Source organism: Olleya sp. R77988 (assembly GCF_044594215.1).
Lineage (GTDB): Bacteria > Bacteroidota > Bacteroidia > Flavobacteriales > Flavobacteriaceae > Olleya.
On sequence record NZ_CP138988.1, the window covers coordinates 2,933,514 to 2,948,905 of the forward strand.

Annotated in this window: 9 protein-coding genes; all 9 read right to left on the reverse strand. The window is 31.7% G+C overall.

Going from position 1 to position 15,392, the window contains the following annotated elements; all coding sequences use genetic code 11:
* Positions 1–20 precede the first annotated feature (20 nt).
* Positions 21–797, reverse strand: coding sequence for a family 16 glycosylhydrolase (locus SJY17_RS13320; protein ID WP_397363057.1), 777 nt, complete (start codon positions 795–797; stop codon positions 21–23).
* Complete coding sequence (gene bglX / locus SJY17_RS13325; protein WP_397363058.1) at positions 794–3,100, reverse strand: beta-glucosidase BglX; 2,307 nt, start codon at positions 3,098–3,100, stop codon at positions 794–796. Before bglX ends, SJY17_RS13320 begins: the two co-directional genes overlap by 4 nt.
* A gap of 1 nt (position 3,101) precedes the next feature.
* A complete protein-coding gene (locus SJY17_RS13330; RefSeq protein WP_397363059.1) occupies positions 3,102–4,763 on the reverse strand; it encodes a family 16 glycosylhydrolase in 1,662 nt (553 codons plus the stop codon).
* A gap of 12 nt (positions 4,764–4,775) precedes the next feature.
* On the reverse strand, positions 4,776–6,881 hold the full coding sequence (locus SJY17_RS13335; protein ID WP_397363060.1) for a PKD domain-containing protein: 2,106 nt from the start codon (positions 6,879–6,881) through the stop codon (positions 4,776–4,778).
* A gap of 18 nt (positions 6,882–6,899) precedes the next feature.
* Entirely contained in the window at positions 6,900–8,384 is a 1,485-nt protein-coding gene (locus SJY17_RS13340; protein WP_397363061.1) for a RagB/SusD family nutrient uptake outer membrane protein, read from the reverse strand.
* A gap of 12 nt (positions 8,385–8,396) precedes the next feature.
* Positions 8,397–11,411, reverse strand: coding sequence for a SusC/RagA family TonB-linked outer membrane protein (locus SJY17_RS13345; RefSeq protein WP_397363062.1), 3,015 nt, complete (start codon positions 11,409–11,411; stop codon positions 8,397–8,399).
* Positions 11,412–11,642: 231 nt separating this feature from the next.
* Positions 11,643–14,429 (reverse strand): triple tyrosine motif-containing protein, encoded by a 2,787-nt coding sequence (locus SJY17_RS13350; RefSeq protein WP_397363063.1) that lies wholly within the window; start codon positions 14,427–14,429, stop codon positions 11,643–11,645.
* 110 nt (positions 14,430–14,539) lie between these two features.
* Positions 14,540–14,818: a hypothetical protein gene (locus tag SJY17_RS13355; protein ID WP_397363064.1), complete on the reverse strand. Its 279-nt coding sequence runs from the start codon at positions 14,816–14,818 to the stop codon at positions 14,540–14,542.
* 18 nt (positions 14,819–14,836) lie between these two features.
* Positions 14,837–15,331, reverse strand: coding sequence for a peptide-methionine (S)-S-oxide reductase MsrA (gene msrA, locus SJY17_RS13360; RefSeq protein ID WP_397363065.1), 495 nt, complete (start codon positions 15,329–15,331; stop codon positions 14,837–14,839).
* Positions 15,332–15,392 lie beyond the last annotated feature (61 nt).

Sequence of the window (15,392 nt, forward strand, 5' to 3'; positions counted from 1 at the left end):
ATAATTGTGTTTTAAATGAATTAAATAGAGCTTGATACTTTTACGTAATCAATGATAAACTCTTGAGGGAATATAGAGTCATCCACTTCTGGACCTCCAAAATTTCCGCCTATTGCTAGGTTTAGTATAATATAAAATGGCTTATCAAAAGGCCAAGTATTATCGTTTTTTATGTCTGGTGAAAACGTATAAACCAGATTTTCATCTATATAAAATGAAATAGCATCTTTAGTCCAATTAGATTTGTAAACATGAAAACCTTCTTCTATGTTTTTAATGGTTGATATTTTAGTGTTTTTTGATTGTCCATAACTATCTGGTGTATGCATAGTATTATGAATTTGGTGTGGATTTTTTCCAACATATTCCATAATATCAATTTCTCCACATTTTGGCCAACCTATACCAATATCTGAAATATCATGTCCTAACATCCATATTGCAGGCCAGATACCTTGTCCAGTTGGTAATTTTGCTTTTACTTCTATCGTCCCATATTTAAACTCTACCTTATCTTTTGTTGTTATCTTACCAGAAAAATAATTTAAAGAGTCTTTTGAAGCCGTAATTATAAGTTTACCATCTTCTATTTTTATATTCTCTTTAGTATAAACCTGTCTTTCATTGTTTCCCCAACCACAAAGGTCTGGGCAACCATCTCCAAGTTCATAATTCCAATAGGTTTCATTTAATTCTACACCTTCAAAGTCTTCAATAAAACTGAATGCTTTTTTGTCTTTTTTGTCGTTACATGAAAAGAACAATAGAGTGATTAATATCAGTTTTATTGCTTTCATTTTAATTCAAAATTTTCAGATAATTCAGTATAAGAACTACCACCAACATGAATTTCAAAATCTCCTTTTTCTACTAAAAACTCACCTTGGTTATCAAAAAAACCAAGTTCTTTTTCAGTAAGTGTTAATGTAATTGTTTTTGTTTCGTTTGGATTTAATTCAACTAACTCAAATCCTTTTAATTCTTTAACTGGTCTGGTTATACTAGCATACATATCTCTGATGTATAATTGTACCACTTCCTTACCTTTAACTTTTCCAGTATTGGTTAAGTCTACAGAAACTGTTACTTTTTTATCTTCAGTAAATGTGTTACTTACTTTTAAGTTACTATACTTAAAAGTGGTATAACTTAGTCCATATCCAAAAGGATATAATGGACCATTTTTTTGATCTTGATAATGTGACCAAAAAACAACGTTAGGTCCAGGTAAACTTGGCCTACCAGTATTTTTATAATTATAATAAATTGGTACCTGTCCTACATTTCTTGGAAAAGTCATTGGTAATTTACCACTAGGATTATAATCTCCATAAAGCACTTGAGCAATTGCGTTTCCGCTTTGTGTACCTAATTGCCAAGCTTCAACAATTGCAGGAATGTTTTCGTCTGCCCAACAGATAGTTAAAGGTCTACCATTATTTAATACTAAAACAATGTTTTTATTAACTTTATAAATAGCTTCTAATAGTTCTTGCTGTACGCCAGGCAATCCTAATTCTGTTCTACTTCTTCCTTCTCCGCTTTGAAAACCATGTTCTCCTAAAACCATTACCACAACATCTGCTTGTTTAGCAGTTTGTATAGCTTTGTTAAACTCACTTTTATCTGTTGTATTTACTTTTATTTCAAAAGCAAATTCTTCTTTTCCTATTGATACATCTGCACCTTTAGCATAAGTAACTGTATTTCCAGGGTATTGGTTTAACCCTTCTAAAACAGAAACAGCTGTATTGTCTTTTGCTGCTATACGCCAGCTTCCTAAAGGACTTGTTTTATCTGATGCTAAAGCACCAATTACAGCAATTTTTTGACCTTCTTTTTTAAGGGGAAGTAAATTGTTTTTATTTTTAAGAAGTACAATAGATTTTTTTGCCATATCTAATGAAGCGTCATGTATTTCTTGACTTCCTATGACTTCTTTTTCGCGATTTTCATCTAAATATTTATAAGGGTCATCAAATAAACCTAATTCAAATTTGACTCTTAAAACACGTCTAGCTGCATCGTCAATATGTTTTTTATCGACTTTACCTTCTTTAACTAATTTTGCAAGTTCTTCAACATATAAATAGGATTCCATATCCATATCAGAACCAGCATTAACAGCTAGCTCTGCTGCATGATTACCATCTTTAGCATGACCATGTGCTATCATTTCTGTTATTGAGCCCCAATCTGAAACTACAAAACCATCAAAAGCCCATTTTTCTTTTAAAATATCACGTTGTAAATACTTATCTCCTGTTGCTGGCACTCCATTAAGCTCGTTAAACGAATTCATAAAGGTTCTAACTCCTGCGTCTTTTGCTGCTTTAAAAGGTGGTAATACAATATTGTTAAGTGTTGATGTCCCAACATCAGCAGTATTATAATCACGCCCAGATTCTGCAAAACCATAGGCAGCAAAATGTTTTGCACAAGCTGCTATTGAGTTGTGTGATGATAAATCGTCACTTTGAAATCCTTTAACTCTAGCAGTTGCTATTTTACAACCCAAATAAGGATCTTCTCCAGCACCTTCCATAACGCGTCCCCAACGTGCATCTCTAGAGATATCAACCATTGGTGCAAATGTCCAGTTTATTCCTGCAGCAGAAGCTTCTTTAGCTGCAAACTCCGCAGATTTTTTTATAGCTTCTAAATCCCAACTTGCAGATTCTGCAATTGGAATAGGACTTAACGTTTCATAACCATGAATAACATCAAAACCAATAATTAAAGGAATACCTAAACGGGTTTCTTCTACTGCTATTTTTTGAACAGCTCTTACATCTTTTACACCTCTAACATTAAGCATAGATCCAACATAGCCTTTACGAAGATGATCATATTTTTTAGCTTGATCACCTTCTTTAGGGACTGGACCTGTTACGTTCCAGAATCCATTATATTGATTCATCTGACCTATTTTTTCTTCCAAGGTCATTTTACTTAATAATGCTGAAACTTTATCTTCAATATTATCAATTTTAGAATGAGACTCGGCTGAATTAAGAGCTAAATCTTTACTGGTATTATTCTCTTTACAAGAAATTAAAACCAAAACTAGAATGCAAAGTATGTGCTTTTTTAAATTCATTTTATTGAAATACTCTTATATAATCAACTTCCATTGTATCTTCTGTAAAAGCAGGATCAATGGTTCCTCCTAATGTTCCACCCATTGCTACATTTAGAATAAAAAAGAAATCTTTATCATAAAATGGTAAGTCTTGATTATTTGCCAATGTATAGTATGCTGAACCATCAACAAAAATTCTAATAGATTCTTCAGTCCATTCTACAGAATACACATGAAACTCTGAAGTTGCATCTGCAATTGTAGTAATCTCACCATAGCTAGCATTAGCATTTGTTCCAGAATCAAACCAGTGACAAGTACCTAAAATATCATTTTTATTACTTCCTGTCTGTTCCATTATATCAATCTCTCCACATGCTGGCCAACCAACATCAGGGAAGTTAGCACCTAACATCCAAATTGCAGGCCAAGTCCCTTGAGCTGCTGGTAATTTTGCTCTAACTTCTATTCTACCGTAAGTATACTCCTGTAAATCAATAGATTTTAATCTTGCTGATGTATAACCACCACTTCCATCAGATTTTGCAGTTATTTTAAGGTAACCGTCTTCTACAATAACATTTTCTGCGTTATCTGTATAGGTTTGAGACTCTCCATTACCCCAACCTCCAGCACCAAGGTCATATGTCCAATTTGCTGTATCTGGTGCTCCATTTGTATCAAACTCGTCAGACCAAACTAAATTTGGAAAATTATCAATTTCATAAGGGTTTTGTGTTTGATATTTAGCATACCATGCAAAACCACCTCCTTCTTGTATAAATCTTACATGTAATTCTGAATCACTAATCGAAATAATATCATAAGTAACAGATCCTGCATACCAACCCATAAAACCTCCATCAGAAATATTGAAACTAGATTGTCTGTATGGTTGATCGTTATAAGACCCTTGTGTAGCAGCTAATGAAGAAGATGGAAAAAATGACACATTTTTAACACCAAACATAGTTGTTGCTACATCGTCACCATGACACACATCTCCTGCTACGCCTAGAATACTTGCATAAGTACCAGGAACAAAAGCTGGACCTACAGTTTGCTCGAATGTAATTCCGTCTGCTGTTCTTGTAAAAACAAACTCATTAGTATACATACAAGATTTTTCATCATCAAATGGTTGAATACCATTCCACCATGCTTCATAAGCATACTCTCCATTACCATAATCTTCATCTACAGGTCCTAATCCTACATGTAAAGGTAAATTTGCTGCCCAATACCATGTTTTACTATCTCCAACGTTTTGTCCACTTAAAAAGTTTTCTGCTTCTGGATCTGTAAAAGAACTAAACACATCTACTTCAATAGAAGTACTAGTTTTAACTCCTCCTGTACCTACAGCATTTACAACTACTGTATAGGTATTAACACCTACATTAGTAAATCTATGAGTTATAGCTCCAGAAGGTGATGCTTCACTATTACCATCACCAAAATTATATTGATAAGTTATTGCATTATCTGCAGTTGCAACAAAATTTACAAAACCGCTTCCGTCTCCATTAGGATTTGTAGCATCTTGACCTACAATCTCTGCAGTAACTGCGACATTTGTTGGAACAACAATATCTCCAAAAGTTGCATCATCATCTTGACAAGCAGTAAACAATAATGCTGCTCCAAAAATTGATAAGAATAAATATTTTAAATTTTTCATGTTTTTCATTTATTAAATTTTTACAAGCTTATATTGCCAAAAAACTCCTGCTCCTGCTTCAATAACAACACTAATTGTATTATCATCAATAAAACTTATATCATAAGTTATTGATGCTGGTGCGTCTGCTGGATTACTAATTTCGCCAGTATTAACAGCTTTAGGCAAACCAATATAAGCTCCAACTCCATTAATAGTTACTGTACCTGCTCCTAGATCGAGTGCATAAGTAGCCATTCCAGAACCGTCATGTGGTGAGACAGGTGTTGCACAAGTATCTGTACCACCTTGCCATCCTTCGACCCAAGTATCAGCTCCTAATACATTACTAAATGAACCATCTGAACCAAACACATATTGATCATCATAATAACAAGCTCTTTGTGTTACACAAGGATCATCACAGTTCCACCATCCTGTATCTCCAACAGCAGGACCAACTCCTAGCGAACCAGCTTCTTGAGCCATTTGCCAAGTACCTGTTAAAGGTGAAGGTGCAGCACCTTGCTTAGTAAAATTATATTGCCAAAAGACTCCTGCTCCAGCTTCAATATAAACAGACATTTCTGTATCAAAATTTGATAATGTCACATTATATGTAATAGATGCTGGTGCATCTGCTGGATTACTAATTTCGCCAGTATTTGTCGCTTTAGGAATTCCTAAATAAGCACCTATACCATTAAGTGTCACTGTACCTGCTCCAGAATCATAAGTATAAGTAGCTGCTGAAGAGCCATCGTGTGGCGCAACTGGTGTTGCACATGTGTCTGTACCACCTTGCCATCCTTCGACCCAAGTGTCTGCTCCTAAAACATTACTAAATGAACCATCTGCTCCAAAAATATACTCGTCATCAAAATAACAAGCTCTTTGAGTCACACAAGCTGGATCACAACTCCACCATCCTATATCTCCTACTGCTGGCCCAACACCTAATGAGCCTGCTGCATCTGATAGCTTCCATGTTCCTGCAATACCTGTAGGTGTCCCTGAAGGTGCTTTATAAAAGTATATATTATCTATAAATACAGTTCCTGCAGCCCAAGGTGTTCCAACAAATTTTAATTGAAAAATCTCTGTAATAGTTAATCCTTGATCTACATAATCTGAAATAGGAATTTCTATTGTTGTCCAATCATTAGGAGTTAAAGAAGAAGTAACTGGAGCTTCTGTTACTGTTCCAGATGCATTGTTTATTAAAGACACTTCTATATCTGTTACTGCATCTGCAGTCCAAACGTCTAAGTGTAAAAATTCCATATTTGATACGTCTACACTTGTTCCGTCTGCTAATGCAATTCCTTGATAACTTAAATTTACATATTGTAACATTTCATCTCCACCTAAATCGAACATAGTCCATCCACTTCCTTGACTAGCTTGTCCCCAATCTGGAAAATAATTTGTACCTGTAACATCTGTATAAGCACTACTAAATATTGAAATAACATCTTCATCTGCTCTTGATGGTTGCGTTGGAGCTGAAGTTAATGGTTGTACTATTGCAGTAACTTCAAAATCTACTTCTGTGTAAGTTGCTGTTTCAATAGCTGCTCCCAATGCTGTTACAATAATTGTATATAAGCCAGCATCTTGATACACATGGGAAACTGTCTCTCCTATATTACCTGTAACTATTTCTGAACCATCTCCAAAATCTACTTCAAAAAACATAGCATTGTCTGCTGTTGCAGTTACATTTACTTGTTTTGAAATTGCTGGATCATTTTCTATAGTGACCACTAAATTTTGTGGTGGCTCAAAAGAGACCACAATTGTTTGGGTTACAGAAGTTGTATCTCCATTTAATCCTACAGCTGTAATTACTATTTCATAAGTCCCTTCTGCATAAATATGGTCCGAGCTTTCTCCTGGATTTATGGTCCCAGAAATTTCTGAGCCATCTCCATAACCAATAGTAAAACTAGCTACACCTTCTCCTAAAGGAGTAATGGTTACTAATCCAGTATTGTCTTGAGTTACACTAACAGCTGCTGATACATTTGATGGTGCAGCTATATTATTAATAAAGTCTAAATTATCTTCTTCCTGAGTACAACTTATAATTAAAGCTGTAATCATAAAAAATGATAATACGTATTTGATTGTTTTCATATCTTTTTTTTGTTTTTTTTAATAGCCTGTGTTTTGACTCCAATTACCATTAGAAAATTGAATTTCTTCAATTGGAATAGGGAATACTTCATTTTTATTTGATGTAAACCCATCAATTTCTTGTGCTGCTCTATTAGTTCTAACTAAGTCGAAAAAATGATGTCCTTCTCCAACTAACTCAACTCTTCTTTCATGATAAATAGCATCTGTTAATGCATTACCTCCAACAGTTACATCAAAAGAATTGTCCATAACACCAAAAGCACGTCTTCTAACTCTATTTAAATAATTTTGTGCTTTAATATCATCTAATCCACTTCTATTAAAAGCTTCTGCAGCCATTAATAGTACATCTGCAAATCTGATTGCCCTATAATTATTTGGATTAGTAAGGTTCTGGTCACCAGTATTTAAATCTCCTTGTCTAGCAATATACTTTCTGTTAAAGTATCCTGTATGTTCATAACCAGTTCCATAAGTTGCTCCATTAGCAGTTGCCCAAGCATCAATATCTAAAATTGCTACATCTTTACGTAAATCTCCAGCTTCAAACTGATCTACCACTTCTTGTGTTGGTACATTAAAACTAAATCCAGAATCAAATGTTGGTCCTGTATAGTTTCTTATACCATTAAATCCAACTGCTACATTACCTTCACTACATTGTAAACAACCAAATCCTGCTCCTTCTGCATCTGTATATTGTACTTCAAAAACAGATTCGATACCATTTTCTCCAGCATTTTCAAATATTGTATTGTAATCTGTTACTAAATCGTAAGGACCATTTATAATTAAATTATCCAAAACAGTTGAAGCTTCAGTAAATTTATCTTGAAATAAATAAGCTTTTCCAAGTAATGCTTGAGCTGCACCTTTAGTAACTCTTCCAACTTGTGGAGCTGTATATTCTAAATTATTAACTGCAAACTGTAAATCTGCTTCTATAAATGCATAGACATCTTCTACAGAAGAACGAGGTATTGAAGTTTCATCTCCAAAAGTAAAACGCATTTCTTTTAAAGGGATAGCTCCAAACCATTTAACTAATTCAAAATTATAATATGCTCTTAAAAAACGGGCTTCAGCAATGATTACATTTCTACCTTCAAAATTTGTTTTATTTTGAAATTCTAAAATATAATTAGCTCTGTTTACACCAGCAAACATCCAATCCCAAACGTTTTTAAGATTACTGTTAACTTCTGTGTGTATCATATCATCTATTTGCTGAAAACCAACAACGTCTGTTGCGCTTTCACCACCGCAAAGTGTATTATCTGATGCAATTTCGCCTAGCATAACATTTACGTAAGTAGATTGTAATAAATCATATGCACCTACTAATGCTTGGTAATAATCTTCTTCAGAATTAAAATAGTTTTCTGAATCAATTGTATATTCTTTCGTTTCATCTAAATAATTATCTGAACACGCATTTATAATAAAGACTAATGTTATAGCTATTATAAAAGATTTAGACTGTTTTAAAAATATCTTCATAATTTTTGTCTTTTAAAATGTTAAGTTTATACCTAAGATATATTGTCTTGACACTGGGTAAAATCCATAATCAATTCCACCTCCAATTGCTTGTCCTGTTGTAGCAGCTGGATCATATCCTGAATATTTAGTAAAAGTAAATGCATTATTTACTGATGTATATAGTCTTACTTTTTTGAAACCAATTGCATCTAATGCTTTTGGCGATAAGGAATAACCTACTTGAATGTTTTGAATTCTTAAAAAAGAAGCATCTTCAACAAAAAAGTCTGAGAATAATTTATTTGTAGATGATCCAACTGTAGTTCTTGGTACAGTATTACTAGTACCTTCTCCAGTCCATCTGTCTAAATATAAATTTAAACGGTTAACGTTAGCTTGATCACGTTCATAATTTCTGACCATTTCCTTACCTACTTCTGCATAACTATACATTGAAAAGTCTAAATTTTTATAGTTAAAATTTAAATTTAAACCTAAGAAATAGTCTGCTTGAGGCTTTCCAATATAAGTTCTGTCATCAAAATCTACTACACCATCATTGTTTGTATCTACATATCTTATATCTCCTGGAGCCGCATCAGATCCTAAACCGGACTGAGATGGATGTGCATCAACTTCTGCTTGGTTTTGAAAAATCCCGTTAGTTTGAAGACCATAAAAATATCCGATTGGCAAACCAACTTCCATCCTTGAAGGTGCTTGTTGACCTACACCAAAAGAACCTCCTTGTGGAATTGCATCTCCATTAATAGATAGTACTTCTCCATCAATTTTTGTTGCGTTTACACTAATACCATAATTAAAATTATCTGATAACTCATCTTTATAACTTACCATTAATTCTAGACCTTTACTTCTAGTGGTACCAGCATTAACTGTTGGGCTTCCTGCTCCTGGAGCAGATGTACCTAAAATACCAGAAACTGGTAAACCTGCAATAAGTAGATCGTTTCTATCTTCAACAAAATAATCTGCAACAACTTCTACTTTATTATCTAAAAATTTAGCATCCAAACCAATATCTAATTTTTCACCTCTCTCCCAAGTTGCGTCAGGATTTGCTAATCTTCCTTGTGCTACTCCAGATACTAAACTTCCATCAAAAACATAAGTAGCTTCTCCATCTAGACTTGCTCTATATAAATTATTACCAACATTATTTCCTAAGAATCCATAACTACCTCTAAGTTTTAAAAAGTTTAAAAATTCTGAATCCTTTAAAAAGTTTTCTTCAGAAATTTTCCAACCAGCAGTTACTGATGGAAAATAATCTACTCTATTTTCTGGGCTAAAATCTGAAACAGCATCTCTACGAATCATACCAGAAAGCAAATATTTACCTAAAAAGTCATATTCTAATCTTGTAAAATATGAGGTTAGTCTATTATCAAAAGTATAAGACCCTGTTGATTTAGCATCACTTAATCCATTAGCTAAACTAATATCTGCAAAGTCCCAAGAATTGTTTGGCACATCAAATCCTGTTGCAAATAACCCTTGACCAGAGTTTTTCTGCGCACTAGTACCTGCTGTTACAGTAACATGATGGTCTCCAAATGTTTTATCATAAGTTGCAAAAGTTTCCCACACATAAGTATTAAACTCTGTTTTATTTTGACTTACACTACTTCTATCATTATTAAATACTTTACCTGCTCCATAATTTACAATTGGTGCAAAAGATTTTCCGGTATCATCATACGTTTTATATCCTAAACGAGTGGTTACTTTTAAATCATCATTAATTTGATATTCTAATTTAAAGTTACCTTCTAATCCTTTTCCTTGGTATGTATTATATGTGTTATCTAATTGAGATAAAGGGTTAATTACTTCGTTTCCTAAAAACCCTGACTGATCATCTTGATCTAAACTAAACGTTGGTGCATAATTTAAAGCGTTAAATAATACCGATCCTAAACCATTTTCAGAAATTGACTTTCTTTTATTTGAATAATAGTTTACGATAGTTGAAAATTTTAATTTTTCAGTAATATCAATGCCTAATTGCATTTTTAAATTATTTCTTATAAAATTTGATTTATCGCTTGCAATAATACCATCTTGTTCTAGTCTACCAGCTCCAAAATAATAAGTGATATTTTCTCCTCCACCAGATACTCTTACATTATGACTTATAATTGGTGCTGTTTCAAATAAACTATCTTGCCAATCTGTCCCTACACCTAAACCGTCAATATTAGGATAAGGTAATGTTTGTCCATCTGCTGCATAGCTTTCATTTAAAATTAAAGCATACTCTGTAGCATTTAAATAAGGTAATTTACGTGTGGTTTCTTGAAAACCTGTGTAACCATCATAACTAACTGATGGTGCAGTATTTTTTTTACCACCTTTAGTTTTTACTAAAATTACACCATTTGCACCTTTAATACCATAAATTGCTGCTTGTGCATCTTTTAAAACAGAAATAGACTCAATATCATTTGGGTTTATACTATTTAAATCTCCTTCATAACCATCAACAATAACTAAAGGCTTATTGTTACCGTTAGAACTGATACCTCTTACAATAATATTAAATCCTCCTCCAGGAGAACCAGATGCAGAATTTACAGTTACTCCAGATGTTGTCCCTTGTAAAGCAATTGCTGCATCTACTGGTTTTAAATCGTCTAAAGTTTCAGAAGTAATTAAAGATACAGCACCTGTAACATCTTTCTTGTTTTTAGATCCATATCCAATAACAACAATTTCGTCCAAAGCTTCTACATCTTCAGTTAGCATAATGTTAATTGGGTTACCATTAGTTACAACAACTTCTTTAGTCTTATATCCTATATAAGAATATACTAGTGTTGCATTTTGAGGAACATTATTAATAGAATAATTACCATCAAAATCTGTAGTCACTCCATTTGAAGTGTTTTTAACAATAATATTTACTGTTGGGATAGGAAACCCATCTTGTTCACTTGTTACATTTCCTGATATAGTATAGTCTTGGGCAAATGCCGAAATACTAAAAATTAATAACAGAAAAGGAAAAAAAGTTTTTTTCATATTTGGTAGTTTTTGTGCTTTTACCAAATTTACTAAGTTGTTTTAAGAATCTGTTAAAAATAACCGCTACAAAAAACATACATTGCAATAAAAACAATAAAAAATTACCAAAAACCTATATTTAACAAGCATTAACAAATAATTAGCGTTTTTGATAATTTTACAACTATAGTTAGAGTTTTAGGTTGTTGTAGTGGTGTTGTATAGGTTATTTTAAGAAATGTATAGTTTTTAAATATCTAAAATATAATCCGTTAAGTTTACATCATGCTCTAATTCCATCTTTTTACGCAATCTATATCTTTTAACTTCAACACTTCTAGGAGATATATTTAATAAAGGAGCAATCTCTTTAGAGGACAAATTAAGTCTTAAGTAAGCACATAACCTTAAATCGTTTGGAGTTAAAGAAGCATGTCTAGATTTAACTTTCTTTAAAAAGTCTTTATCTGCATTATTAAATGCTTCTTCAAACAGATTCCAATCATCTTTATTGTTAATATTCTTATCTATAATTCTAATTACAGATTTAATATTTGAGTCTTTAACTTTTTCATTTAACTCAGTTTTAATTGTATTTAAAAACTCGTTCTTTTTAATTAAACTCATTGTAGAAATAGCCAGTTCTCTATTTTTACTTTCAATTTCTTGTTTTAAATTTTCATTATTTAAAGCCATTAATTGTTGCTTAGTTTCTAAATCTTTAAGTTCTAATTCTCTATTGGATTTTTGTACTAACTTCTCTTTTTGCTTTTTATAATATAGCTTATATAAATAATGTATTAGTAATATTAAGAATAACCCAGAAATAAAATATAAGACAATCATAATATTAGAAATATACCATGGTCTTTCTATTGAAAAGGAATATGAATCAACTTTTTCAATATTTTGACCTCCTACACGACCTTTTATTTTAAATGTATAATCACCATACGGTAAGTTTTTATACATAACAGTCGAATTAGTATCCCAAGCACTCCAGTCATCATATAATCCTTCTAATTTATGAGAATATTCCGCCTCTAAATATTTATCAAACTCTACTATACTATAAGAAAACTCTAAATTATTTTCTTTATTTTTAAATGATTGAGAAGACGTTAAATCAATTAATGTTTTACCTGTATCTAATGGTGTTTTATTTATTGAATTAATAAGAACTTGGTAGGTTTTAGTTTTAGTTTTTGATATATCTAAAGTCATATATCCTTTAGATGTTCCAAACAAATACACATTAGGTTTTATATTAAAAATACTTTCATATCCTGACAAACCTTCCCTTAAAGCATTTGGTAAAGGTATAAATGAAATTTTAGGTATTTTACTTAGTTTTCCTGGGCTAATATAATTTACACCTTTTTGTGTGACTATCCATAACGTATTTGTTATTTTATCCGCAATTAATTTTCCGGAAGAATACCCTTGTACTTCAAACAATTGACTTAAAGTCTCATCTTTAACAAATTTTTTATCCTCGACATCTTTTTTAAATACTCCTTGTGCAGTTGCATAATACAAAACATCGTTATACTCTGTTATAGATGAAAATAATCCTTTTTCTAAATTTTCAACTTTAGAAACATCTTTAATATTCCGTAAGTCTTCATCTACTTTTAATTTAAAGACACCTTTGTATTCGTGGTTTATTAAAATTTCATTTTCATCTGAAAAAACAAAAGATCTTGACGAATTATCAAATCCTTCAATCTTATTTCTTAATTGCCAAGTTCCATTTATATTCTCAAGGATATTAAGTCCATTATAATTACCTTGTAATAATAGGTTTGGATGATTTTTTATTGGTTTGATATCCCAAGTACCATAAACATCTGCGACTTTGTTTGCTTGGTTATTTTCTATTAAAAAAGTTCCTGTGTTATGACCACAAAACAATTGATTATTAATGATTCTTAAATTCCAAACTTGTCCATTGGTATTTTTTACAAACACAAAATTAGTTTGATGTTCCTTTTTAGAAAACAACCCTTGATTAGTACCTAAATAAAGAGTTTTATTAAATATTACTGAGGTATATACAGACCCTAAAACACCATTATCATCACTAAAAATCCTAAAAGGAGCATCTATATTAATACAATTAATTCCATTATCTAATCCTAACCATATATTGCTATCTGAATCTTCAAAAATAGATAAGATTGTGTTGTTTCCAAGACCGTTAGACTGATTAAACACTTGTTTAATTTCTCCTTTTGAAGAAATATAAAAAACTCCATTAGATATAGTACCAAATAGTAAGCTATTGTCTTTTAACTGCATTGAACTAAAAATAGAATTATTAGCTAAACTATTATCTAATTGACTTGACCAACTTTGTACATTATCGCTATTTAAACTAAAAACACCGCTTTTTTCTGTAACCACAATTAATTTATACTCTATAAAATAAAGGCCAATTATAGTTTTATCTTTAAAAAAAGAAGAACTACTAATTGTTTTTGGCTCTCCGTTTTCTAGTTTTAATAGTCCTTTACCTCTGTCTTGATAATAAATAGAATTATCAACTTTAAACATGTTTAATACTCCTGAAGCAGAAGTAATTATTTTAAAATCATCTGATAAAGTATTGTAGAGATATATACGATTTAAGGACTGAAACACAACCCAATCATCTAAATAGGTAATTTCCCAGAACTGTTCATCTTCTAATAATTTGTCTTTTATTTTTTGAGAAAGAGATGTATAGACAAGGTCTCCTAAATTGGTTTTAGTCCAGTAACCAAACTCCATATAACAGCCTGTAAAAATTTTGTCATTAACAACTTTTACAGATCTAATGATGGTTTGGTTTGGAGATGGATACAACATCCATTCTGCTCCATTAAACTCTAAAAGTCCTTTAGAGTTAGCTACATATATATGTTTATTTTTATCTTGAGTTATCTCCCAATTTTGATTTTCTGCTTTATATTGTTTGGGTGAATAATACTGAATTGGAGGTAATTCTTGAGCATTTACATTTTGCAAACCAACTATAAAACCTATAAACAACAAGGTTTTTACATATGAAAAAATAAGAAGTCGTTTTATTAAAAGCATGTAGCAATATACAACTTTGTATGGTTAATTTACTTATTTAGCAAAAACTATACAGCGTTGTAAAACTAAGGTTTGTTTTTATAACTTACTTGACAAGTTTCACAAACCAGGGTTTCTTTATTTATTACAATTCCATCAATATTTGTTTCTACAATTTTATTAATAAAATTGTTGTAGGTTTCATCTCTCTTTTGTTTAGTCGTTCCTTTTTTAAGCCTGTAAAACTCTCCTTCCCATTCTTGTTTTCCCCAACAATTTGGGCATATACCTTCTGGAGCAATTCCTGTAGGCTCATTATTTTCCTTCTTCTTAAAGTATTCTGTAATGCTCTTTAGTATATTCATATTCTTTATTTTAATTGCTTAAATAAAACTGTCTTCAAATCTTAAAAAATGACAAGTATAACCGTTTGGTTTTTTTACCAAATAGTCTTGATGCTCTGGTTCAGCCTTCCAAAATGGAGCAAATGGCTCTAAAGTAGTTGCCACTTTTCCGTCCCATTTTTTAGAATCATTTACTATTTTAATCATTTGCTTAGCTTCTGCTTTTTCCTCTTCATTTTGATAAAAAATTGCCGAACGGTAACTAGAACCTATATCATTTCCTTGTCTATCAATTGTTGTTGGGTTATGAATTCTGAAGAAAAAATCTAACAATCCTTTAAACGAAGTTACATTTGGATCGTAAGTGATTTCTATACCTTCAGCATGTCCTGGATGATTCTTGTAGGTTGGATTATCATTTTGTCCTCCTTGATATCCTACTTCAGTATCTATTACTCCTGGTCGCACTCTAAAAAGGTCTTCCATTCCCCAAAAACAACCTCCTGCTATGTATGCTTTTTTATAATTACTCATCTTTATTTTTAATTAATTTTAAATACAATATTATATCTGTCGCTTTAATTTAATAACATTA

Bases quoted from the DNA above. Each gene is read 5' to 3' on its own strand.
- SJY17_RS13320 (WP_397363057.1), bottom strand. From the start codon at position 797: ATGAAAGCAATAAAACTGATATTAATCACTCTATTGTTCTTTTCATGT.
- bglX (WP_397363058.1), bottom strand. From the start codon at position 3,100: ATGAATTTAAAAAAGCACATACTTTGCATTCTAGTTTTGGTTTTAATT.
- SJY17_RS13330 (WP_397363059.1), bottom strand. From the start codon at position 4,763: ATGAAAAATTTAAAATATTTATTCTTATCAATTTTTGGAGCAGCATTA.
- SJY17_RS13335 (WP_397363060.1), bottom strand. From the start codon at position 6,881: ATGAAAACAATCAAATACGTATTATCATTTTTTATGATTACAGCTTTA.
- SJY17_RS13340 (WP_397363061.1), bottom strand. From the start codon at position 8,384: ATGAAGATATTTTTAAAACAGTCTAAATCTTTTATAATAGCTATAACA.
- SJY17_RS13345 (WP_397363062.1), bottom strand. From the start codon at position 11,411: ATGAAAAAAACTTTTTTTCCTTTTCTGTTATTAATTTTTAGTATTTCG.
- SJY17_RS13355 (WP_397363064.1), bottom strand. From the start codon at position 14,818: ATGAATATACTAAAGAGCATTACAGAATACTTTAAGAAGAAGGAAAAT.
- msrA (WP_397363065.1), bottom strand. From the start codon at position 15,331: ATGAGTAATTATAAAAAAGCATACATAGCAGGAGGTTGTTTTTGGGGA.